The following is a 19,239-nucleotide window of genomic DNA, read 5'->3' on the forward strand; positions in this document are numbered from 1 at the left end:
TGATGCAACTTGAAGAGATGGAAGCCAATGCGAGTAAAGCGGTGGCCTTGCTCAAGGCGCTGGCCAACGAGCGGCGGCTGTTTATTCTGTGCCAGTTGCTGGAGCGCGAACTGTCAGTGGGGGAGCTCAACGAGCGATTGGGATTGAGTCAGTCGGCCTTGTCACAGCATCTTGCGCTGCTGCGGCGGGATGAGCTGGTGACGACGCGCAAAGAGGCCCAGACGGTCTACTATTCGCTGCGCAGCCATGAGGTGCGTGAAATGATCAGTTTGCTGCATCGACTTTATTGCAGCTCAGATAAATAAAAAACCGGCACTAAGGCCGGTTTTTTCAGCTTTGATCAGCAGACGCTGATTAAGCCATAGCTTTGATCTGGGCAGACAGGCGGCTCTTATGACGAGCAGCTTTGTTCTTGTGGATCAGGCCTTTGGTCGCCATACGATCCATGATCGGCTGAGCAACAGCGAAAGCGGCAGTCGCAGCAGCTTTGTCGCCAGAGGCGATAGCAGCAATGACTTTCTTCAGGTAGGTACGGGTCATGGAACGACGGCTGGCGTTGTGCTGACGGCGTTTTTCTGACTGAAGAGCGCGCTTCTTAGCAGATTTGATGTTAGCCAAGGTAAAACTCCTAAAACTGTCTTAGCGAGTGTATTGAAAAGGCCCGGAAATATGCCCTTCCAACCACATAATGTCAAATGATTTGTGCAAATAAACACCGCCTCCCGGTGGTGTGTCAGTAGGGAGACGGTTAAACTGTCGGCCGATTCTAGCAGCATTCTTTTCATTCTGACAGTTCCAGAGGCCTCGTCTTGAGTAAGAAATTGATCAAATCCGGCATGATAGTGTCCGGAATGACGCTGGCATCCCGCGTAATGGGCTTGGTGCGCGATGTAGTCATCGCAAATCTGCTCGGTGCCGGGGTGGCCGCCGACGTCTTCTTTTTTGCCAATCGCATTCCCAACTTTCTGCGTCGTCTGTTCGCCGAAGGAGCATTTAACCAGGCCTTTGTTCCCGTGATGACGGAGTACAAGAAAAATGGCGACGAGGGAGAAGTGCGTGAATTGCTGGCGGCGGTAGCGGGCACGCTGGGGGGGATAGTGACTGTGGTCACCCTGCTCGGGGTGCTGGGGTCGGGTGTGCTGACCGCGCTGTTTGGCTGGGGCTGGTTCTGGGATTGGCTGCACGGTGGCCCCGCGGCCGAGAAGTTCGAGCTCGCCAGTCTGATGCTCAAAATCACCTTCCCTTACCTCTGGTTCATCACCTTTACCGCCATGGCGGGGGCTATCCTCAACACCTTCGGCCGCTTTGCTGTCTCGTCGTTTACGCCGGTGTTTCTCAACATCACCATGATTGCGGCGGCCTGGTGGATTGCACCGCTGATGGACAAACCTGAGATCTCGCTGGCGATTGGTGTCTTTTTGGGCGGTTTGGTGCAGTTTCTGTTCCAGTACCCCTTTTTGCGCCAAATCAACATGCTGGTATGGCCCAAGTGGGGATGGAATCACCCGGGGGTGGTGAAGATCCGCACATTGATGATCCCGGCCCTGTTCGGGGTCTCGGTCAGCCAGATCAACCTGCTGGTCAACACCATGCTGGCTTCCTTCCTGGCGACTGGTGCCATCAGCTATCTCTACTACTCGGATCGCCTGCTGGAGTTCCCCCTCGGGCTGTTTGCGGTGGCCATCAGTACCGTGATCCTGCCAGCGCTGGCCAAGAAGCATGTGGATGCCGATCCGGCGGACTTCTCCCGCACCATGGATTGGGGGGTGCGGATGGTGATGCTGCTCGGCCTGCCCGCCATGATAGGCATTGCGGTCATGCGCGAGCCCATTTTGCGAGTGTTGTTCATGCGCGGCGAATTTGGCCTGCATGAAGTGGCCATGTCGAGCGCCAGCCTGCTGGCCTCCACTACCGGTCTGCTCTCCCTGATGCTGATCAAGGTGCTGGCACCCGGTTATTACGCCCGTCAGGATACCAAGACGCCGGTGCGGATCGGGGTGATGTCGATGATTGCCAACATGGTTTGCAACCTCATCTTCATCTACCCGCTCGGTTACGTGGGGCTGGCGCTCTCGACTGCCTGCTCGGGCACTCTGAATGCGGCCTTGCTGTTCAAGGGGTTGTACCAGCAGAGCGTCTATCGTCCCTCCCGCCATACTGGCGTGTTCTGCCTCAAGCTGCTGGTCGCCAGCGTGCTGATGGGCGGCGTGCTCGCCTATCTGTCGCCGGATTTGGCCCAGTGGGGCGCATGGAGCATGGGTAAGGCCAGTTTGCAGCTGACCATGCTGCTGTCGCTGGGGGCTGCGGTCTATGCCGTGGTGCTGCTGCTGCTGGGCATTCGGCCGCGTCACCTTAAATCGGGGCAGCAGTAGCCGTGATCCTGCGGCGCCATGGGGATAGTGCCTCATGGCGCCGCAGATGGGCGGGCTTGGGCCCGGATAGTTGAAATCAGGCTATGAGGGCTGACCCTGCCTGCTGCCTGATATATAATCCGCCGATTTCCATGGCAGCAACGCACAAGGCACTGATGGAGCTTATTCGCGGCATTCACAATCTCAAGCCCCGTCACCGGGGATGTGTATTAACCATTGGCAACTTTGATGGGGTTCATCAGGGTCACCATGCGGTATTGGCACGTCTCAAGGAGAAAGCGGCCCAGCTGGGATTGCCCGCCTGCGTCATGCTGTTTGAGCCGCAGCCGCTGGAGCTGTTTGCCGGTAGCGAGGCGCCGGCCCGGCTGAGCCGGTTGCGGGAAAAGTACGAAGCACTGCAGGGGCTGCATATCGACCGCATGCTCTGTGTGCGCTTCAGCCACCGCTTTGCCGAGCAGGTGGCCTCGACCTTCATCGAGCAGTTGCTGGTGGAGAAGCTCGGAGTGCGCTATCTGGTGGTCGGCGACGATTTTCGCTTCGGCAAGGGGCGGGAAGGGGACTTCCACCTGCTGGAGGAAGAGGGTCATCGCTTCGGCTTCGAGGTGATCAGTACCCAGAGCTTCCAGCTCGAACGGCAGCGGGTCAGCAGCACCTTGGTGCGTGAAGCCCTCAAGGCGGGCCGCATGGCGGAGGTGGAGCTGATGCTCGGCCGCCCCTACACCATCAGCGGCCGGGTGGCCCACGGCGACAAGCTGGGGCGCACCATAGGTTTTCCCACCGCCAATCTGGCCCTCAAGCGTCAGGTGATCCCGGTCGGTGGCGTGTTTGCGGTGGAAGTGATATGTTCCGGCAAGACCTTCCCCGGTGTAGCCAATGTGGGTGTACGGCCGACCTTGAGCGGTACACAAGCCAGATTGGAAGTACATCTATTTGATTTTTCTGGTGATCTATATGGTCAGCAGGTCAAGGTGCTGCTTCGCCACAAGCTGCGCGAAGAGCAGAAGTTTGCCTCTTTCACTGCCTTGAAGAGCAGATCGAACGAGATGCCCTGGCGGCCCGAGCCTGGTTCGGGCTGCCACAATTCAATTTACCCAGCACTCTTTTAGAAAAGAAGGGAACCCAGGACTGATGAGCGACTATAAACACACCCTGAATCTTCCGGAAACCGAGTTTCCGATGCGTGGCGATCTGGCCAAGCGCGAACCCAACATGCTGAAACGTTGGTACGATCAGGATCTCTACGGCGCTATTCGCCGCGCCAAAGCGGGCAAGCCTTCTTTCATTCTTCATGATGGCCCCCCCTATGCGAACGGCAACATTCACATCGGTCACTCGGTCAACAAGATCCTCAAAGACATCATCATCAAGTCCAAGGGCCTCTCCGGTTTCGATTCCCCCTATGTGCCGGGTTGGGATTGCCACGGTCTGCCTATCGAACTGAAAGTGGAAGGCATGGTTGGCAAGCCGGGCGAGAAGGTTTCCGCTGCCGAATTCCGCGCCGAGTGCCGCAAATATGCCAAGACCCAGATCGAAGCGCAGAAGACCGACTTCATCCGTCTGGGTGTGCTGGGCGACTGGGAACACCCCTACCTGACCATGGATTTTGGCACCGAAGCCAACATCATCCGTTCCATGGCCAAGATCGTTGAAAACGGTCACCTGCACAAAGGCTCCAAGCCGGTGCACTGGTGTACCGATTGCGGCTCCGCGCTGGCTGAAGCCGAAGTGGAGTACTACGACAAGAACTCCCCCTCCATCGATGTGCGCTTCAAGGCCGTTGATGAGGCGACCGTTGCCGCCAAGTTTGACTGCGCCGAAGGCCACACCGGCAAGGGCCCGATCTCTGCGGTGATCTGGACCACCACTCCGTGGACCCTGCCGGCCAACCGTGCTATCGCCATGCATGCCGATCTGGATTACGCACTGGTGCAGGTTGAAGGTGAGCACCCCGAGCGTCTGATCCTGGCCGCCGAGCTGGTCAAGGATGTGATGGATCGCGCCGGTATCGAGAAGTTCCACAATCTGGGTTACGCCAAGGGCGCCGCGCTTGAGCTGCTGCGCTTCAACCACCCCTTCTACAGCTTCGACGTGCCGGTGGTACTGGGTGATCACGTCACCCTGGATGCCGGTACCGGTGCCGTGCACACTGCCCCTGGCCACGGTCAGGAAGACTTCGTGGTCGGTCAGAAGTACGGTCTGGAAGTGGCCAACCCGGTTGGCAGCAACGGTGTTTACCTGCCGGATACCGAACTGTTTGCCGGTCAGCATGTGTTCAAGGCCAATGCCTCCGTGATCGAAGTGCTGACCGAGCGCGGCGCCCTGCTGCATCACAAGGTGTTCAACCACTCCTATCCGCACTGCTGGCGTCACAAGACCCCGATCATCTTCCGTGCCACCCCGCAGTGGTTCATCAGCATGGAGCAGAAGGGTCTGCGCAAGCGCGCGCTGGAAGAGATCGAGCGCATCGAGAAGGACGGCATTGCCCAGCAAGGCCAGAGCGGCTGGGTACCGGCCTGGGGTAAAAACCGCATTCAGGCGATGGTCGAGAACCGTCCTGACTGGTGTATCTCCCGTCAGCGCACCTGGGGTGTGCCCATCTCCCTGTTCGTCCATAAAGAGACTCAGGAACTGCATCCGGAATCCGTGCGTCTGATGCATGAAGTAGCCAAGCGGGTCGAGCAGTCCGGCATTCAGGCATGGTGGGATCTGGACAAGGCGGAGCTGCTGGGTGCCGATGCCGACATGTACGACAAGGTGCCTGACACTCTGGACGTCTGGTTTGACTCCGGTTCTACCCACGCTTCCGTGGTTGATGCCCGTCCCGAGTTCAACAGCAAGCCGGCCGACATGTATCTGGAAGGTTCTGACCAGCACCGTGGCTGGTTCATGTCCTCCCTGATGATCGGCGTGGCCATGAAAGACAAGGCTCCCTACAACCAGGTGCTGACTCACGGCTTCACCGTGGATGGTCAGGGTCGCAAGATGTCCAAGTCCATCGGCAACGTGGTGAGCCCGCAAGACGTAATGAACAAGCTGGGTGCAGACATCCTGCGTCTGTGGGTAGCGAGCACTGACTACACCGGCGAGATGACCGTCTCCGACGAGATCCTCAAGCGCTCTGCCGATGCTTATCGCCGTATTCGCAACACCGCCCGCTTCCTGCTGGCCAACCTGAACGGCTTCAATCCGGCGACCGACATGGTGGCCCCTGCCGACATGGTGGTGGTGGATCGCTGGGCTGTCGGTCGTGCCAAAGCGGTACAGGCCGAGATCATGGCAGCCTTCGATGAGTACAACTTCCACGGCGTGACCCAGAAGCTGATGCAGTTCTGCTCCATCGAGATGGGTTCCTTCTATCTGGACGTCATCAAGGATCGCCAGTACACCGCCAAGGCTGACAGCCTGGCCCGTCGCTCCTGCCAGACTGCCCTGTACCACATCGCCGAAGCCATGGTGCGCTGGATGGCGCCGATCATGAGCTTCACCGCTGATGAAATCTGGGCACTGCTGCCGGGTGAGCGCGGCGAGTTCGTCTTCACCGAAGAGTGGTACGACGGCTTGTTCGGTCTGGAAGCGGGTGAAACCCTCAACGACGATTTCTGGGCCGAGATCCTCACCGTGCGTGGTGAAGTGAACAAGGCGCTGGAAGTGGCCCGTGGCGAGAAGCGTATCGGCGGCTCCCTGCAGGCCGAGCTGACCCTGTTCGCCAAGCCGGAGCTGGCTGCACGCCTGAATGCCCTGGCTGATGAGCTGCGCTTCGTGCTGCTCACCTCCAAAGCCAATGTGGTTGAGGCTGACACTGCGCCGGAAGGCTCTGTGGCGACCGAGCGTGATGACCTGTGGCTGAGCGTGGCCCAGTCTGTTGCCGCCAAGTGCGACCGCTGCTGGCACCATGTAGAAGATGTGGGCACCATCGCGGGTCACGAAGAGATCTGTGGTCGCTGTGTGACCAACGTTGAGGGTGACGGCGAAACTCGTCAATTTGCCTGATGAACATGACTCAACATAAAAGCGGCCTGCGTTGGCTGTGGCTGGCAGTGCTGGCCTTTGTACTGGACCAGGCGAGCAAGCTCGCCGTGGTCAAGTTGCTGCCATTTGGTTACCCGGGGGTGGAGATCACCCCCTTCTTCAATCTGGTTCACGTCTACAACAAGGGTGCCGCATTCAGCTTTCTGGCTGATCAGGGGGGCTGGCAGCGCTGGTTCTTCGCGGTGCTGGCTTTTGCCATCTGTGGATTGCTGATCCACTGGCTGCGCAAGCAGTCGGTGACCCAGCGTTGGAGCGGTATCGCCTATTCACTCATTATCGGCGGCGCCCTTGGTAACGTCTTTGATCGACTGGTGCTGGGCCATGTGGTCGATTTCCTCGACTTCTACTGGCAGCGTGCGCATTGGCCGGCATTCAATCTGGCCGACAGCTTTATCTTTATCGGGGCCGCCATGATTGTGCTGGACGGTTTCCGTGGTGAGAAAAAGGAGCAGGCATGAGCCAGCAGATCACCGCTAACAGCAGCGTGCTGTTCCACTTCTCCATCAAGCTGGAAGATGGCTCGGTTGCCGACAGCACGGCGCTGCACGGCAAACCTGCCCGCCTGCGGATGGGCGATGGCAGCCTGACTCCCACCTTCGAGCAGTGTCTGCTGGGCCTGCGCGAAGGGGAGAGCAAGAGTTTTACTCTGGCGCCGGAAGAGGCCTTTGGTCTCTCCAATCCCGACAACATCTACCATCTCGACCGGGCCAAATTTGGCGCCGATGTGGAGCCAAAAGTCGGCACCATCATCCTGTTCGATCAGCCCAATGGCAGCGAGCTGCCGGGCATCATCCGGGAGGTAGCCGGGATGTCGGTGACGGTCGATTTCAACCACCCGCTGGCCGGTCATACCGTCACCTTCGAGGTGGAGATCCTGGGCGTTGATGATGAGGAGAAGGTGCATTAATGGATATTCTGCTCGCTAACCCTCGCGGTTTTTGCGCCGGTGTTGATCGCGCCATCAGCATTGTCGAGAGCGCGCTGGAGAAGTTCGGTGCCCCCATCTATGTCCGCCACGAAGTGGTGCATAACCGCTATGTGGTGAACAAGCTGAAAGATGCGGGTGCCGTCTTCGTCGAGGAGCTCGATGAGGTGCCGGATGACAGCATCGTCATCTTCTCTGCTCACGGCGTGGCCAAAACAGTGCGCGAGATGGCCAAGTCCCGCGCCCTCAAGGTATTTGATGCCACCTGTCCGCTGGTGACCAAGGTTCACATGGAAGTCCATCGCGCCAGTCGCAAGGGCTCCGAAGCCGTGCTTATCGGTCATGCTGGCCACCCCGAGGTGATCGGGACCATGGGGCAATACGAGAATCGCGAAGGTGGCATGTATCTGGTGGAGACACCGGAAGATGTGGCCAGGCTCAAGGTGAAGAATCCGGATGACCTTTGCTTCGTCACCCAGACCACCCTGAGCGTGGATGAGACCTCGGACGTGATCGATGCGCTGCGCAAGCACTTCCCCAAGATCCAGGGGCCGCGCAAGGACGATATCTGCTACGCCACCCAGAACCGTCAGGATGCGGTGCGGGAGATGGCAGGGCTGGTGGACGCCATGCTGGTGGTGGGGTCTCGCAACTCCTCCAACTCCAACCGTCTGCGCGAGCTGGCCGAGAAGGTGGGCGCCAGAGCCTATCTTATCGACGATGCGTCGATGATCGAGGCGAGCTGGTTGGAAGGGGTGAAGGCGATCGGCGTCACTGCAGGTGCATCAGCCCCCGAGGTGCTGGTGCAAAACGTGATTGCCCGCCTGCGGGAGCTGGGTGGCAAGGTGGTCGCCGAGCATCCTGGCCGTGAAGAGAACGTAGTCTTTGAGGTTCCTCCCGAACTTAGAATAATTTGAGTGCAGCCAGGAAGGCTTAAGAATAAAGTGTGTTGATAATGACGCCGGGTTTGTTCAAGAGACAGGCTCGGCGTTAAACTTATGAAGCAGTCTGTCACCAAGGATGGGATATGATTGGATACTTTCGTGGCTTTTCTCTTATTGAGTTGATGATTGTCATCGCCATCGTGGCGATTCTTGGCACCATCGCTTATCCCGCCTATCAGCAATATGTGCTGACCAGTCATCGTGTCGAAGCCAAGAGCATGCTGCTCAATGCGGCCAATCGGCAAGAAACCTATTTTATGGATTTCAATCAGTATGCATCCTCTGCTGCTGCTCTTGGTATCAGTAGTGCATCTGAGAATGGCCTGTATCAATTATCCATTGCCGTATCAGGTAACACCTACACCTTGTCAGCCAGTGCTGGCGCAACGACAGCCCAAGCCAAAGATACCGATTGCACGGTGTTTTCCATTAATCAGTTGGGTGTCAAAAGTGCCTCTGGTGCAGCTAGCAATAGCTGTTGGGAATAGCCATGGCCATTCATGTTTCATCACATGAGAGAGGATTCAGCCTGCTGGAGGTGATGATCACCGCAGTGATCCTGTCGCTGGGGCTGCTTGGTCTGGTTGCTTTGCAAACCCATTCCAAATTTGCCAGTTATGAAGCTCGTCAGCGTACTATCGCCAGTTGGTTGGCTAACGATATGGTTGAACGAGTACGGATAAATCGCGATAGCTGGACCGCATCCGGTGCAGTGACCGTTAATCTTGCTGCTAACTTGCCACGCCCGACATGCGCAGCCGCAGATGGCACAATTAGCGCGTGCAGTGCTGCAGATTTACGTAACGCCGACCTTCACTACTGGCAACAAGCCTTGCTTGGGGCCAGTGTGTCGGGGGCTGCATCTTCCTTGAATTCACCGATAGGTTGCGTGGTGCGGCGGGCCAATAATGTATTGGCTGTCGGAATATTTTGGGCTGGCAAACAAGATATATCTGATGGGGGGGCTGCCACCGCCGCGGCAACGCTGATCAATGAGTGTCAACTCTCGACAGCAAATAATCTTTCGAGGCGCCAGTTTATTCTGACGACGACTTTATGAATTCTCGCGGTTTCACGCTGGTAGAGTGGCTGGTCGCTATGCTGCTCGGTCTATTCATCCTAGCCGGGGTATTCACTGTTTTTGTGATGTCTCGCTCCAGCTCTGAAGATGCCTTTGATCAAAGTGAATTACAGGAGAATGGTCGGTTGGCCATTCGGCTGATTAGCCAGGATATCAAATGGGCTGGTTTTTTTGGGGCTTATACCGGCCAGTCAACACAAGTTGGTTCTTCTCTGAGCCTCAGTGCTGGCAGCATTGTTCCTGCCAGTAGCGATTGCCTGGATGAGCGCTCTGTCGGTAGTTTGCCCTCAAATGCTGGTCCCATCAGGGGGCTATGGGTAAGCCGGGTATCAACCACCAAAGGATTGGCTGGATTCGCTTGTATTCTCGCTGCTGATCGGGTGGCAAACTCGGATGTTATCAGTATCAAGCGACTGGTAGGGCGTCCTATACCAGCATCAGAGGGATTGGATACAAACCGCTTTTATATGGCAGCCAATAGTCAGGAGGCGAGAATCATCAAGGGAAGTGAAACCCGACCACTCTTTGGTGCCAATAATGAGAGCCAGGTCTGGGAATACCAACACTATATTTATTACCTGTCACAAGAAGATGGTATTCCTGTCTTACGCAAGCGCTATTTGACCGTTAATGGTGGTTCTGCTCTGATTGGTGGTGCTATGGCCGAAGGCGTTGAACATATGGTTCTGATGTATGGAGTTGACGATACCTTGATCCCTGATGGACGTATAGACAGATATATGTCAACGGACCAAATGACAACACAGCGCTGGAATGAGGGGCGAGTATTGGGGGCTCGGCTTTTCTTGCTGATTAGAGCCGCTCGGGAATCAAGTCGCTATAAGAATAACAATAGCTACCAACTCGGTAATATTACGGTTAATGGTGGTGGTGATGGTTATCGCCGTCTGCTCTTGGAAAGCAGTATTGCATTACGCAATCAACAAATAACCACCCGAGGTGGAACATGAGATTGGTTAAAAAAAACCAGGGTGTAGCATTGATCGTTGCACTGGTTATTCTGGTTCCCTTGACTCTGATTGCGGTAGTCGTCATGCAATCCAGTGGTATGAGTCTGAAGATGGCGGGTTCTAGTGCCAGTTTGCAACGGGCGGAGCACGAAGTTGAAGGTACTCTGGAGTCTGCATTGAGCGATACTTCTCTTTCAACACAGATTGCTACACAGGCTATTGGGGTTTCAGCTGCAATAGGTACTACTACTCCATCGACGACCCTGACAGTCAATACAGAAAGTATATGTAAACGCAAATTTGAAGCCAGTAGTCAGAATGTAACGCCAGCTTGTCGTTATGCTGAAGCCACCACATCCAGTGCTTATGGCAAGGTGAATAGCCAAATGACCTTTACTGCCGGGGTAGAACAACCCTTGCTCAGTGCCAATTAGGGAGCCAGTAATGAACATAAGGAACTGTTTATTAACAAGCTTGCTGGTATTGTGTTGCGGAATATCAGGGGGATCTTTGGCGGTAGGTACTGGTTATTCAGATGATACCGAGTTGTTTATTTATGACTTTGCCAAGGCGGGGGACTTCCGCCCTAAGGTGCTCTTTATTTTCGATAACTCGGGGAGTATGAAAAATACAACCGAAGTTGCTAAAGAGCCTTATGACTCATCGATAAGTTATCCATCGTTGGCTAATGATCCAGATGTTAATAATAGCAATCGCTTCATCTATTTCTCCACTGATGGAAAAGTTCCCACTATCAACAGTACCAAACGTTTTAGTGAGAATTTAAATGCATGTGCGACATCTAAAGGCCCTCTAAATAATGTGGGCCGATTTCAGTCACGAGTTTGGGGATATGAAATATATGATAAAAATAGAAAGGGGCGTTGGCGTTCTCTAAATGATTTTGATATTTACAGTATAATAATTGCAGATTGCCAGCAAGATATTGATGAGCGAAACACAAACAATCAATATTCAGGCCCATATTCAACATATATTGTTGATGGTTATCCCGTTGACAAGCCAAATCGCACAACAGGAAGCTGGTTTTACACATCAAATGTAGCCAATGCTCTTGCTAGTGGTAGTTCTACCCAGATCTCATTATTTACGGCAAATTATGTCCGTTGGTATTACGGTAGTACAGGTGTGTCAACACAAACTCGATTGAAAGTTGCTCAGGATGCAGTCAAAGAACTGGTTTTGGCTACGCCAGCTGTCGATTTTGGTCTGGCTGTTTTTAACTACAATGATGGCAATGAACCAGGTAGTAGAAATGGCGGAAGAATAATCCGAAATATTGTAGGTAACGATGCCATCCTCACCTCTGGTAAAAGCGGTGCGCAGGATTTGATTGACAAGGTAAATAGTTTGAGCTCTGACACTTGGACTCCCTTGTGTGAAACACTATATGAATCATATAGATACTTTGGCGGTTTGGGGGTGTACTTTGGTGACGATGATGTAAATCGTACTCCCAAGCGGGATAGCAATGCTGAAGTAACATCGGGTATATATAAAACCCCCTATGATAAATGCTCCAATAATGGTTATATCATCTATATGACAGATGGTGAACCAACCAATGATAAAGCAGCAGATTCCCTTGTCGCCAACCTGATCAGCACGTTATCTACAGAGGATAAGGTTGCTTATGGCGGCTTGGTTAGTTATGGGGCTTCTGGTGAAAAAAGCTATCTTGCTGCACTTGCCGGATATATGAAAAACAATGATGTAAACACCTCGGCTATTGGCAAACAAACAGTCACAACATTCACCGTGGGTTTTGGAGATGAAGCAATTAAGGGGGCCGGTGCATTATTGGCAGAGACCGCTCGTCGTGGTGGGGGTAAATACTATCCGGCAACCGATGCAACCCAACTTAACGAAGCATTAAAATCATCATTACTAGCTATCTTGAAAATGAATACCTCGCTGGTCTCTCCCGCCATTGCCACTAATAACTTTGACCGTACTCGCAGTCTGAATAATATTTATTATGCAATGTTTGAGCCTGGTTCTGGTCCACGATGGAAGGGAAATCTTAAAAAGCTGGTTCTGAATCCAGATAAGGGTTATGTAGTCGATCAGAGTGGCTTACCTGCGATATCCAGTGATGGAACAATTCTTGAATCAGCAAAAACCTATTGGTCATCCACCAGTGATGGTAACAAGGTTGCCGAGGGTGGGGTACAAGAAATGCTGGCTGCTAAAACCAATCGCAATCTTTATATTATTCCCCCTTCCACTAATACATTAACTCCCTTTAGCAAGTCTGCTCTTGAGGGCATGGCAGGCGGGGCGACGCAGCTACGCACTGTCATGAAGCTTGATAGTGCTGATAGCATGGATGACCTGCTTAATTGGACCAAGGGGATTGATGCGTTTGATGAGAATCAGGATGGTGATAGAACAGATAATCGGGAGCATATTCTTGGTGACCCGTTGCATTCACGGCCATTAGTGATCAACTACGGTTGTACAAGGTCGACAGGACAGACTACATGTACACCTGACTTGCGCATCGTGATGGGAAGTAATGCCGGCTTCTTGCATATGTTTAAAGACAGCGGCACCACGGTTGATGAAAGCTGGGCCGTTATGCCCTATCAATTTATCGCGAATCAGAAAGCGCTGCGAGAGAACCTGGACTCATCAGTGCATCTCTATGGTGTGGATGCATCGCCGACAGTGCTGGTCAATGAGCAAGTAAAAGATGGTCATATCAAGTCGTCACAAGGTGACAAGGTGTGGTTATTCACTGGGCTGCGGGGTGGTGGCAAGGCCTATTATGCGTTGAATATATCCAATCCGGACTCCCCTTCGCTGATGTGGCGGTTGGATAAAAACAGCGCCGGTTTCAGCAAACTAGGCGAGACCTGGTCGATCCCCGAGGTTGCGTTTATTCCCGGTTATTACACAGAAACCAATGGTAAAAAAACTTATAAGCCAGTCCTGATATTCTCTGGAGGTTATGATCAGGCCAAGAGCTATTTTGGCCAGGGGGCTGAAGACAGTGAAGGGTTGGGTATTTATATCGTGGATGCTGAGGCCGGCACGCTGTTGTTCAGCTTTACCCCGGATGCGGCCAGTGCAACCAACAAACAGGTTGCAGGCATGGTTTATAGTATGCCTGGCGCTGTTTCTGTGCTGGACAGCGATGGAGATGGTGTATCTGACCGGGTTTATGCGGGTGATACCGGCGGTCAGATCTGGCGCATCGACATGAAGGGGACAGAAAAATCCAAATGGACGGCCATCAAGTTTGCCAGTTTGGGAAATGCACATTTAAGTGGAACTGCCAAGAAGCTGGAAGATGATCGCCGTTTCTTTACCCAGCCCGTATTGGTGCGCACCATTAATAAAGGTTGGAAGTATGATGGTACAAATTATCTTTACAGTGAGCGTCCGTTTGATGCCGTATTGATAGGCAGTGGTGATAGAAACCGCCCCTCCTCGGAGGCGACAACCCAAAATGTGTATGTGATGCTACGTGACTATAATGTTAATCCAACCTTGTTTGGGGCAACGTCTGAACCAGCGGTGCCATCAAGTATCACACTGAACGATCTCTACGATGTGACCAGCGATCCCTTTACGGGTTTGAATGAAGATCAGATTGTAAACACCACCAAGGCGTTGACCAGCAAGTTGGGATGGAAATTCTGGCTCAATGAAAGCGGTGAAAAATCAATGGGGGCTGGTTTGGTGTTGCAAGGCAAGCTCTATTTCACCTCCTTCTTGCCTCAGGTACAGGACTTCCAACAATGTACGATTCAATCGATCGGTGCCATGCGCCAATATATGATTGATATGCACTATGGCACTTCTTTCAAATATGTACTGGATAGCAACAATCAGGAAGTTATTCAGCGTTACGTAGAGGTGCAAAATAAGGTTGCTGATGATCTGGTTATTCATGGTGGGGATGATGGCCGGATCAGGATTATAGGTGGTGCTCCGGGCAAGGAGGTCATCCTCAAAGATGATGGGAAGGGAGAGCCTGAGCGCTGTACCGGTGAAGGAGAATGCTCACAAGGTGCGGAAGAGGCAAAAATGGATATGTCTCCCAAGAAAATCTATCTCTATGAAGGAGAACAGGGATGAAACGCATGCTGCTCTGGTGTGTGGGCTTGCCCTTGTTGGTTCATGCCCAAACGGAAGACATAAAATGTTATGTCACTCTGGAAGGTGGCATACAGATGGTGTTGCAGCAACCGGTTGTTGATACGAGCAAGGCAAATCTTGTCAGGGTGTTTAAACAGAAAGGTTATGAGATTGATGGGGTGGTGCATCTTGTGACAGAGGTAATCGAGTGCGTTCCTTTGGCGGCCACCTTTTCGCTGGCTAATGCAAAAAAACAAGATGAAATCCAACCCAGATAACGTTGGTTATTGAGTAGGGTAAAGGGGCTAAGAACAACTCAGCCCCTTTTTTTCGCTTCTGCTTCTGCCGGATGGGGAAACGATGATATCGACTCGGGGCACCTGGTCGATACAGAACCTGAGTGTCATGTTGGTGCCAATCGCAGTGCCATCTGGACTAAAGCGCACAAATTGTCGATTGGCCGTCACGGTATGTTTTTCAAGAAAGGGTTCTGTTGCTGATAACAAGATATCGCCATTTGTAATATCGAATTGGCGATCCTGATTGATGTCGATAAAGACAAGCATGCGCTGGGCGCCGGTTTGATTTGCGAGTACACAGCCTTCTTTTGTGGAGTTTCTGACCGGCATGGCAAGACATGCTGTGACGGGTTGCTGCTGTGTGATGGCTTGCCGTTGACCGAAGATCAGGTGGTCCTGCAGGTTTCTGGTGTAGATGTCGCTGTCAGTGGATGTTAGCAAATTTGCCAATGACGGTAGTCCCACAGTCAGCAGGATGGTTGTCAGGCTTGCCGATATCAAAAACTCAAGCAGGGTAAATCCATTTCGTGCCATAGCGTATGAGTCCTTGCTCAAAGGAGACTCTAAGCATAGCTACTGGATTGAAATGGATCCTTTTGTGCTCATGTGTGTTTCGCTGTAGTTAACGCTGGTCATGGACATACAGCACCACTTGCTTGGCTATGGGCACGTCCGGCAGGCATAACTTCAATCTGAACGCCCTTTTCGCCGCTTACACAGAGTGAAAAGATGACCTCGCTGTCAGACGTAATGGTGCCATCTGGGGTGAAGCGCAGCGCCTGTGCATCTGCAGAAATGGCCAGTTCTGCAGGAAACTCGGGACTTGCCGTCAGAGTTGTTTCGCTGCCATTGAGCTTCTGATCGCTATTAGTATCGATAAAAGCGATCTGCCGGGTCGCTCCATTTTGATTGGCAGTAACACACTCCTCTACAGAATTATTGATAGTGGTCAGGCAGAGAGTAACCGTTTGTTGGTTAGATATTGCCTGTTGTCTCGCATAGTTTAAGTGGTTTAGCAGGCTCTTTTCCTGGGTCGCCAAATTATTGCTGCCAAGCAGGTTAGAGAGGGAAGGAATACCAATCCCCAACAGAATGACACCCAGCGCAATGGCTATCATCAACTCCATCAGGGTAAATCCGGCGTTTTTCATATCTGCGAAGGCCTGTCGTTCCGTGACTATGTTCAGCTTATCCTTCCCGTTGGTTGCTGTCACACGGTTACGCCTGTCTTGAACTGGCAGATTGCCCCCCTTTTCTTTATCATTCCCCATCATTTTCGAATTCAAGATGCATCGCCATGGCAAAAGCCCTCTCTCTGATGCTTGCCCAGTTGAATCTGACGGTAGGCGCCATCGAAGATAACACTGACAAAGTGCTCGCTGCGGCGGCTCAGGCCGAGCAGCAAGGTGCCGATCTGCTGGTCTGCTCCGAGCTGGCCCTGACCGGCTATCCACCGGAAGATCTGCTGCTGCGCGCCGATCTGATGATGCGGGTCGAAGCCGCGTTGGCTCGTGTTGCCGAATGGCAGGGCAACTGTGCCATTTTGGTGGGGCATCCCTGGCGTGAAGGGGAGGCGCTCTACAACGCAGCTTCACTGTATGAGCAGGGCAAGCTGATTGCCCGTTACTTCAAGCAGGACTTGCCCAACTACGGGGTATTTGACGAGAAGCGCTACTTCACCGCGGCGACCGAGACCTGCGTGGTGCCGTTCCGTGGTCACCAGCTGGGGCTGCTCATCTGCGAAGATTTGTGGCAGCCGGGCCCGGCGCTGGCCGCCAAGGCGGCGGGGGCCGAGCTGCTGCTCACCATCAATGCGTCGCCCTACGATCAAGAGAAACCCTGGATCCGCCGCGAACTGATGACTGAGCGCTGCGATCAGACCGATCTGCCGTTGGTCTACCTCAATCAGGTATGTGGTCAGGATGAGCTGATTTTCGACGGCTGCTCCAAGGTGTTCAACAGCCAGGGCGAGCTGACCCACAAGCTGGCCCCGTTTGCCGAAGAGCTGGCGCTGGTACGTTTTGCCGATGGCCAGCCGGTGAAGGAGCGGGAACCCGCTGCGCCGCTGGAACCGCTGGCCGAGACCTATCAGGCGCTGGTGCTGGCTGTGCGCGACTATGTCACCAAGAACGGCTTCCACGGCGCCGTGCTGGGCCTATCCGGCGGCATTGACTCGGCACTGACCCTGGCCATCGCTGCCGATGCCATCGGCGCCGACAAAGTGCAGGCGGTGATGATGCCGTTCCGCTACACAGCCCAGATGAGTGTGGAAGATGCCAAGGAGCAGGCCGAGCGGATGGGGGTGGAGTTCAACATCATCTCCATCGAGCCGATGTTCGAAGGGTTTATGACCCAGCTGGCGCCGTTGTTTGAAGGTACCGCTCGCGATACGACCGAAGAGAACCTGCAGGCCCGCTGCCGCGGCGTGCTGCTGATGGCGCTCTCCAACAAGCGTCGTCGTATCGTGCTGACCACTGGCAACAAGAGTGAAATGGCTGTTGGCTATGCCACGCTGTACGGTGACATGGCCGGTGGCTTCGACGTGCTGAAAGATGTGCCCAAGACGCTGGTCTTCAAGTTGTGCGAATATCGCAACTCGGTCGACTATGTGATCCCGCAGCGGGTTATCGACCGCCCCCCTTCAGCGGAACTGGCGCCGGATCAGGTGGATCAGGACAGTCTGCCCCCCTACGATATCCTCGATGCGATCCTCAAGCGTTATGTGGAAGAGGATGCTTCGGTCGCCGATATGGTGGCAGAAGGCTTCGAGGAAGCGGTGGTGCGCAAGGTGATCCGGCTGGTGGATCTCAACGAATACAAGCGCCGTCAGGCGGCGGTCGGGCCCCGCATCACGGCTCGCAACTTTGGTAAGGATCGCCGTTACCCCATTACATCCGGGTTCGGTAAACAGAACTGGTAAGGAGTCACCATGAAGAAGATTGAAGCCATCATCAAACCGTTCAAGCTGGACGATGTGCGCGAGGCCCTGGCCGAGATCGGCATCAACGGCATGACCGTATCCGAAGTCAAAGGCTTCGGCCGCCAGAAGGGCCATACCGAGCTCTATCGCGGCGCCGAATATATGGTCGATTTCCTGCCGAAAGTGAAGGTGGAGCTGGTGGTGCAGGACGAGGATCTCGATGCTTGCCTGGAAGCGATCCAGAACACCGCCCGTACCGGCAAGATTGGTGATGGCAAGATCTTCGTCTGCGAGGTGGAGCGCGTCATTCGTATCCGTACCGGCGAAGAGAACGAAGACGCGATCTGACCTTGGCTATCTCTTTACCTGACCAGAGGCGTGAAGTGCGGCCTCATTTGATGGGGTGGATGCGTTTTGCTGTGGTCGCCAGCCTGTTGGCTGGCCTGACTGCTTGCAGTACCCGTCCACCGGCCCAGCCGGAGAATCTGTGCCAGATCTTTCGCGAGAAGCCTGACTGGCACAAGGCCGCGCTCAAGATGAATGAGAAGTGGGGGACGCCAATCCATGTGGTGATGGCCATGATGTATCAGGAGTCCTCGTACGTACATGATGCTCAGCCGCCGATGCAGTATTTCCTCTTCATCCCGACCGGGCGGGCCAGTTCGGCTTATGGTTATGCTCAGGTCAAAGATGAAACTTGGGCGGATTACCAGCGGGAAACCGGCAACAGCTGGAGCGATCGCGATGACTTTGCCGACGCCATCGATTTCATGGGTTGGTACACTAACAAAGCCCAGCGGCTAAATGGCACCTCCAAGTGGGATGCCTATGGCCAGTACCTCAACTATCACGAAGGGTGGGGTGGCTACCGGCGTGGCAGCTATCGCAGCAAGGGGTGGTTGATGAAGACCTCTCGCAAGGTGGAAGCTCGCGCCCAGCGCTACGGCGCCCAGTACCGTCAATGCAAGGATCAGCTCTCCCGTGGGGGCTGGTTCTGGTAACCAAATCAGGAGTCAGAAATGCCGTTATTGGACAGTTTTACCGTTGACCACACCCGTATGGAAGCGCCAGCGGTGCGTGTGGCCAAGACCATGCAGACCCCGAACAAGGACACCATTACCGTGTTCGACCTGCGTTTCTGTGTGCCGAACCAGGAGATCCTTTCCGAGCGCGGTATTCATACCCTCGAACACCTGTTTGCCGGTTTTATGCGTGATCACCTGAACGGCAACGGCGTGGAGATCATCGACATCTCCCCCATGGGTTGCCGTACCGGCTTCTACATGAGCCTGATCGGCGCGCCGGACGAAGCTCGGGTTGGCACCGCCTGGCAGGCAGCCATGAGCGACGTGCTGACCGTGCAGGATCAGGCCAAGATCCCCGAGCTGAACGAGTATCAGTGCGGCACCTACAGCATGCACTCGCTGGAAGAGGCGCACGCCATCGCCCGTCATGTGCTGGAGCGCGGTATCGGCGTTAACCACAACGACGAGCTGGCCCTGCCGGAAGAGAAGCTGAAGAGTCTGTGAGGCGGATGAGCTGTCGCTCATCGGATAATCTCTTCAGGGAATGTTAAAAGAGCCGGTCAGCC

The 19,239-nt window shown here is 54.2% G+C and carries 19 protein-coding genes and 1 pseudogene; 17 read left to right on the plus strand and 3 right to left on the minus strand.

Translation table 11 applies throughout. From position 1 onward, the window contains the following. Positions 1-2 precede the first annotated feature (2 nt). Complete coding sequence (locus tag ACTG1P_RS16535; RefSeq protein WP_005348924.1) at positions 3-305, plus strand: ArsR/SmtB family transcription factor; 303 nt, start codon at positions 3-5, stop codon at positions 303-305. Between the two features lie 49 nt (positions 306-354). Here the strand turns inward: ACTG1P_RS16535 and rpsT are convergent, their stop codons facing one another. Continuing rightward, the gene (rpsT, locus tag ACTG1P_RS16540) at positions 355-618 is read right to left on the minus strand and encodes a 30S ribosomal protein S20 (RefSeq protein ID WP_005308808.1); all 264 of its coding nucleotides are present in this window, start codon (positions 616-618) and stop codon (positions 355-357) included. A gap of 191 nt (positions 619-809) precedes the next feature. Between rpsT and murJ the strand changes: the two genes are divergently transcribed. The 12 genes and pseudogenes from murJ to tapY2 all read left to right on the plus strand — a co-directional run bounded on the left by murJ (position 810) and on the right by tapY2 (position 14,707). Continuing rightward, on the plus strand, positions 810-2,372 hold the full coding sequence (gene murJ, locus ACTG1P_RS16545) for a murein biosynthesis integral membrane protein MurJ (RefSeq protein WP_026034954.1): 1,563 nt from the start codon (positions 810-812) through the stop codon (positions 2,370-2,372). A gap of 155 nt (positions 2,373-2,527) precedes the next feature. Further along, positions 2,528-3,501, plus strand: a pseudogene (ribF, locus tag ACTG1P_RS16550) (bifunctional riboflavin kinase/FAD synthetase). Further along, complete coding sequence (gene ileS, locus ACTG1P_RS16555) at positions 3,501-6,362, plus strand: isoleucine--tRNA ligase (protein ID WP_440001741.1); 2,862 nt, start codon at positions 3,501-3,503, stop codon at positions 6,360-6,362. Before ribF ends, ileS begins: the two are co-directional and overlap by 1 nt. Beyond that, on the plus strand, positions 6,362-6,859 hold the full coding sequence (gene lspA, locus ACTG1P_RS16560; protein ID WP_005340447.1) for a signal peptidase II: 498 nt from the start codon (positions 6,362-6,364) through the stop codon (positions 6,857-6,859). The genes ileS and lspA overlap by 1 nt, the downstream gene beginning before the upstream one ends. Next, the gene (gene fkpB / locus ACTG1P_RS16565) at positions 6,856-7,308 is read left to right on the plus strand and encodes an FKBP-type peptidyl-prolyl cis-trans isomerase (RefSeq protein ID WP_440001742.1); all 453 of its coding nucleotides are present in this window, start codon (positions 6,856-6,858) and stop codon (positions 7,306-7,308) included. The genes lspA and fkpB overlap by 4 nt, the downstream gene beginning before the upstream one ends. After that, on the plus strand, positions 7,308-8,243 hold the full coding sequence (gene ispH / locus ACTG1P_RS16570; protein ID WP_159158173.1) for a 4-hydroxy-3-methylbut-2-enyl diphosphate reductase: 936 nt from the start codon (positions 7,308-7,310) through the stop codon (positions 8,241-8,243). The genes fkpB and ispH overlap by 1 nt, the downstream gene beginning before the upstream one ends. A gap of 110 nt (positions 8,244-8,353) precedes the next feature. Next, positions 8,354-8,758: a type IV pilin protein gene (locus ACTG1P_RS16575; RefSeq protein ID WP_019445575.1), complete on the plus strand. Its 405-nt coding sequence runs from the start codon at positions 8,354-8,356 to the stop codon at positions 8,756-8,758. 2 nt (positions 8,759-8,760) lie between these two features. Beyond that, positions 8,761-9,330 carry a type IV pilus modification protein PilV gene (gene pilV / locus ACTG1P_RS16580; protein ID WP_440001743.1) on the plus strand — a complete coding sequence of 190 codons (570 nt, stop codon included), beginning with the start codon at positions 8,761-8,763 and terminating at the stop codon, positions 9,328-9,330. Further along, positions 9,327-10,322, plus strand: coding sequence for a PilW family protein (locus ACTG1P_RS16585; RefSeq protein ID WP_440001744.1), 996 nt, complete (start codon positions 9,327-9,329; stop codon positions 10,320-10,322). Before pilV ends, ACTG1P_RS16585 begins: the two co-directional genes overlap by 4 nt. Then, on the plus strand, positions 10,319-10,756 hold the full coding sequence (gene tppD / locus ACTG1P_RS16590; protein WP_440001745.1) for a type IVa pilus pseudopilin TppD: 438 nt from the start codon (positions 10,319-10,321) through the stop codon (positions 10,754-10,756). The genes ACTG1P_RS16585 and tppD overlap by 4 nt, the downstream gene beginning before the upstream one ends. 10 nt (positions 10,757-10,766) lie before the next feature. After that, a complete protein-coding gene (locus tag ACTG1P_RS16595; protein WP_440001746.1) occupies positions 10,767-14,429 on the plus strand; it encodes a pilus assembly protein in 3,663 nt (1,220 codons plus the stop codon). Further along, positions 14,426-14,707 (plus strand): type IVa secretion system protein TapY2, encoded by a 282-nt coding sequence (gene tapY2 / locus ACTG1P_RS16600; RefSeq protein ID WP_108541570.1) that lies wholly within the window; start codon positions 14,426-14,428, stop codon positions 14,705-14,707. The genes ACTG1P_RS16595 and tapY2 overlap by 4 nt, the downstream gene beginning before the upstream one ends. A gap of 27 nt (positions 14,708-14,734) precedes the next feature. Here the strand turns inward: tapY2 and ACTG1P_RS16605 are convergent, their stop codons facing one another. Beyond that, positions 14,735-15,262, minus strand: coding sequence for a GspH/FimT family pseudopilin (locus ACTG1P_RS16605; RefSeq protein WP_108541571.1), 528 nt, complete (start codon positions 15,260-15,262; stop codon positions 14,735-14,737). A gap of 98 nt (positions 15,263-15,360) precedes the next feature. Further along, on the minus strand, positions 15,361-16,002 hold the full coding sequence (locus tag ACTG1P_RS16610) for a GspH/FimT family pseudopilin (protein ID WP_440001747.1): 642 nt from the start codon (positions 16,000-16,002) through the stop codon (positions 15,361-15,363). A 23-nt stretch (positions 16,003-16,025) separates the two neighbouring features. Here ACTG1P_RS16610 and ACTG1P_RS16615 point away from each other — a divergent pair, with 23 nt between their 5' ends. The 4 genes from ACTG1P_RS16615 to luxS are packed head-to-tail and all read left to right on the plus strand — an operon-like array spanning position 16,026 to position 19,177. After that, positions 16,026-17,648 carry an NAD+ synthase gene (locus ACTG1P_RS16615; RefSeq protein ID WP_149153623.1) on the plus strand — a complete coding sequence of 541 codons (1,623 nt, stop codon included), beginning with the start codon at positions 16,026-16,028 and terminating at the stop codon, positions 17,646-17,648. A 9-nt stretch (positions 17,649-17,657) separates the two neighbouring features. Next, the gene (gene glnB / locus ACTG1P_RS16620; protein WP_005308848.1) at positions 17,658-17,996 is read left to right on the plus strand and encodes a nitrogen regulatory protein P-II; all 339 of its coding nucleotides are present in this window, start codon (positions 17,658-17,660) and stop codon (positions 17,994-17,996) included. A 59-nt stretch (positions 17,997-18,055) separates the two neighbouring features. Further along, on the plus strand, positions 18,056-18,649 hold the full coding sequence (locus tag ACTG1P_RS16625) for a transglycosylase SLT domain-containing protein (RefSeq protein WP_272951253.1): 594 nt from the start codon (positions 18,056-18,058) through the stop codon (positions 18,647-18,649). Positions 18,650-18,667: 18 nt separating this feature from the next. Further along, positions 18,668-19,177: an S-ribosylhomocysteine lyase gene (gene luxS, locus ACTG1P_RS16630; protein WP_429032301.1), complete on the plus strand. Its 510-nt coding sequence runs from the start codon at positions 18,668-18,670 to the stop codon at positions 19,175-19,177. Positions 19,178-19,239: the final 62 nt, after the last annotated feature.

It is taken from the genome of Aeromonas sp. 11P (assembly GCF_051920165.1).
Classification (GTDB): Bacteria; Pseudomonadota; Gammaproteobacteria; order Enterobacterales; family Aeromonadaceae; genus Aeromonas; species Aeromonas veronii.

Bases quoted from the DNA above. Each gene is read 5' to 3' on its own strand.
- tapY2 (WP_108541570.1), top strand. From the start codon at position 14,426: ATGAAACGCATGCTGCTCTGGTGTGTGGGCTTGCCCTTGTTGGTTCAT.
- ACTG1P_RS16625 (WP_272951253.1), top strand. From the start codon at position 18,056: ATGCGTTTTGCTGTGGTCGCCAGCCTGTTGGCTGGCCTGACTGCTTGC.
- ACTG1P_RS16615 (WP_149153623.1), top strand. From the start codon at position 16,026: ATGGCAAAAGCCCTCTCTCTGATGCTTGCCCAGTTGAATCTGACGGTA.
- luxS (WP_429032301.1), top strand. From the start codon at position 18,668: ATGCCGTTATTGGACAGTTTTACCGTTGACCACACCCGTATGGAAGCG.
- pilV (WP_440001743.1), top strand. From the start codon at position 8,761: ATGGCCATTCATGTTTCATCACATGAGAGAGGATTCAGCCTGCTGGAG.
- ileS (WP_440001741.1), top strand. From the start codon at position 3,501: ATGAGCGACTATAAACACACCCTGAATCTTCCGGAAACCGAGTTTCCG.
- ispH (WP_159158173.1), top strand. From the start codon at position 7,308: ATGGATATTCTGCTCGCTAACCCTCGCGGTTTTTGCGCCGGTGTTGAT.
- lspA (WP_005340447.1), top strand. From the start codon at position 6,362: ATGAACATGACTCAACATAAAAGCGGCCTGCGTTGGCTGTGGCTGGCA.
- ACTG1P_RS16575 (WP_019445575.1), top strand. From the start codon at position 8,354: ATGATTGGATACTTTCGTGGCTTTTCTCTTATTGAGTTGATGATTGTC.
- tppD (WP_440001745.1), top strand. From the start codon at position 10,319: ATGAGATTGGTTAAAAAAAACCAGGGTGTAGCATTGATCGTTGCACTG.
- fkpB (WP_440001742.1), top strand. From the start codon at position 6,856: ATGAGCCAGCAGATCACCGCTAACAGCAGCGTGCTGTTCCACTTCTCC.
- ACTG1P_RS16595 (WP_440001746.1), top strand. From the start codon at position 10,767: ATGAACATAAGGAACTGTTTATTAACAAGCTTGCTGGTATTGTGTTGC.
- ACTG1P_RS16610 (WP_440001747.1), bottom strand. From the start codon at position 16,002: ATGATGGGGAATGATAAAGAAAAGGGGGGCAATCTGCCAGTTCAAGAC.
- glnB (WP_005308848.1), top strand. From the start codon at position 17,658: ATGAAGAAGATTGAAGCCATCATCAAACCGTTCAAGCTGGACGATGTG.
- ACTG1P_RS16605 (WP_108541571.1), bottom strand. From the start codon at position 15,262: ATGGCACGAAATGGATTTACCCTGCTTGAGTTTTTGATATCGGCAAGC.
- ACTG1P_RS16535 (WP_005348924.1), top strand. From the start codon at position 3: ATGCAACTTGAAGAGATGGAAGCCAATGCGAGTAAAGCGGTGGCCTTG.
- ACTG1P_RS16585 (WP_440001744.1), top strand. From the start codon at position 9,327: ATGAATTCTCGCGGTTTCACGCTGGTAGAGTGGCTGGTCGCTATGCTG.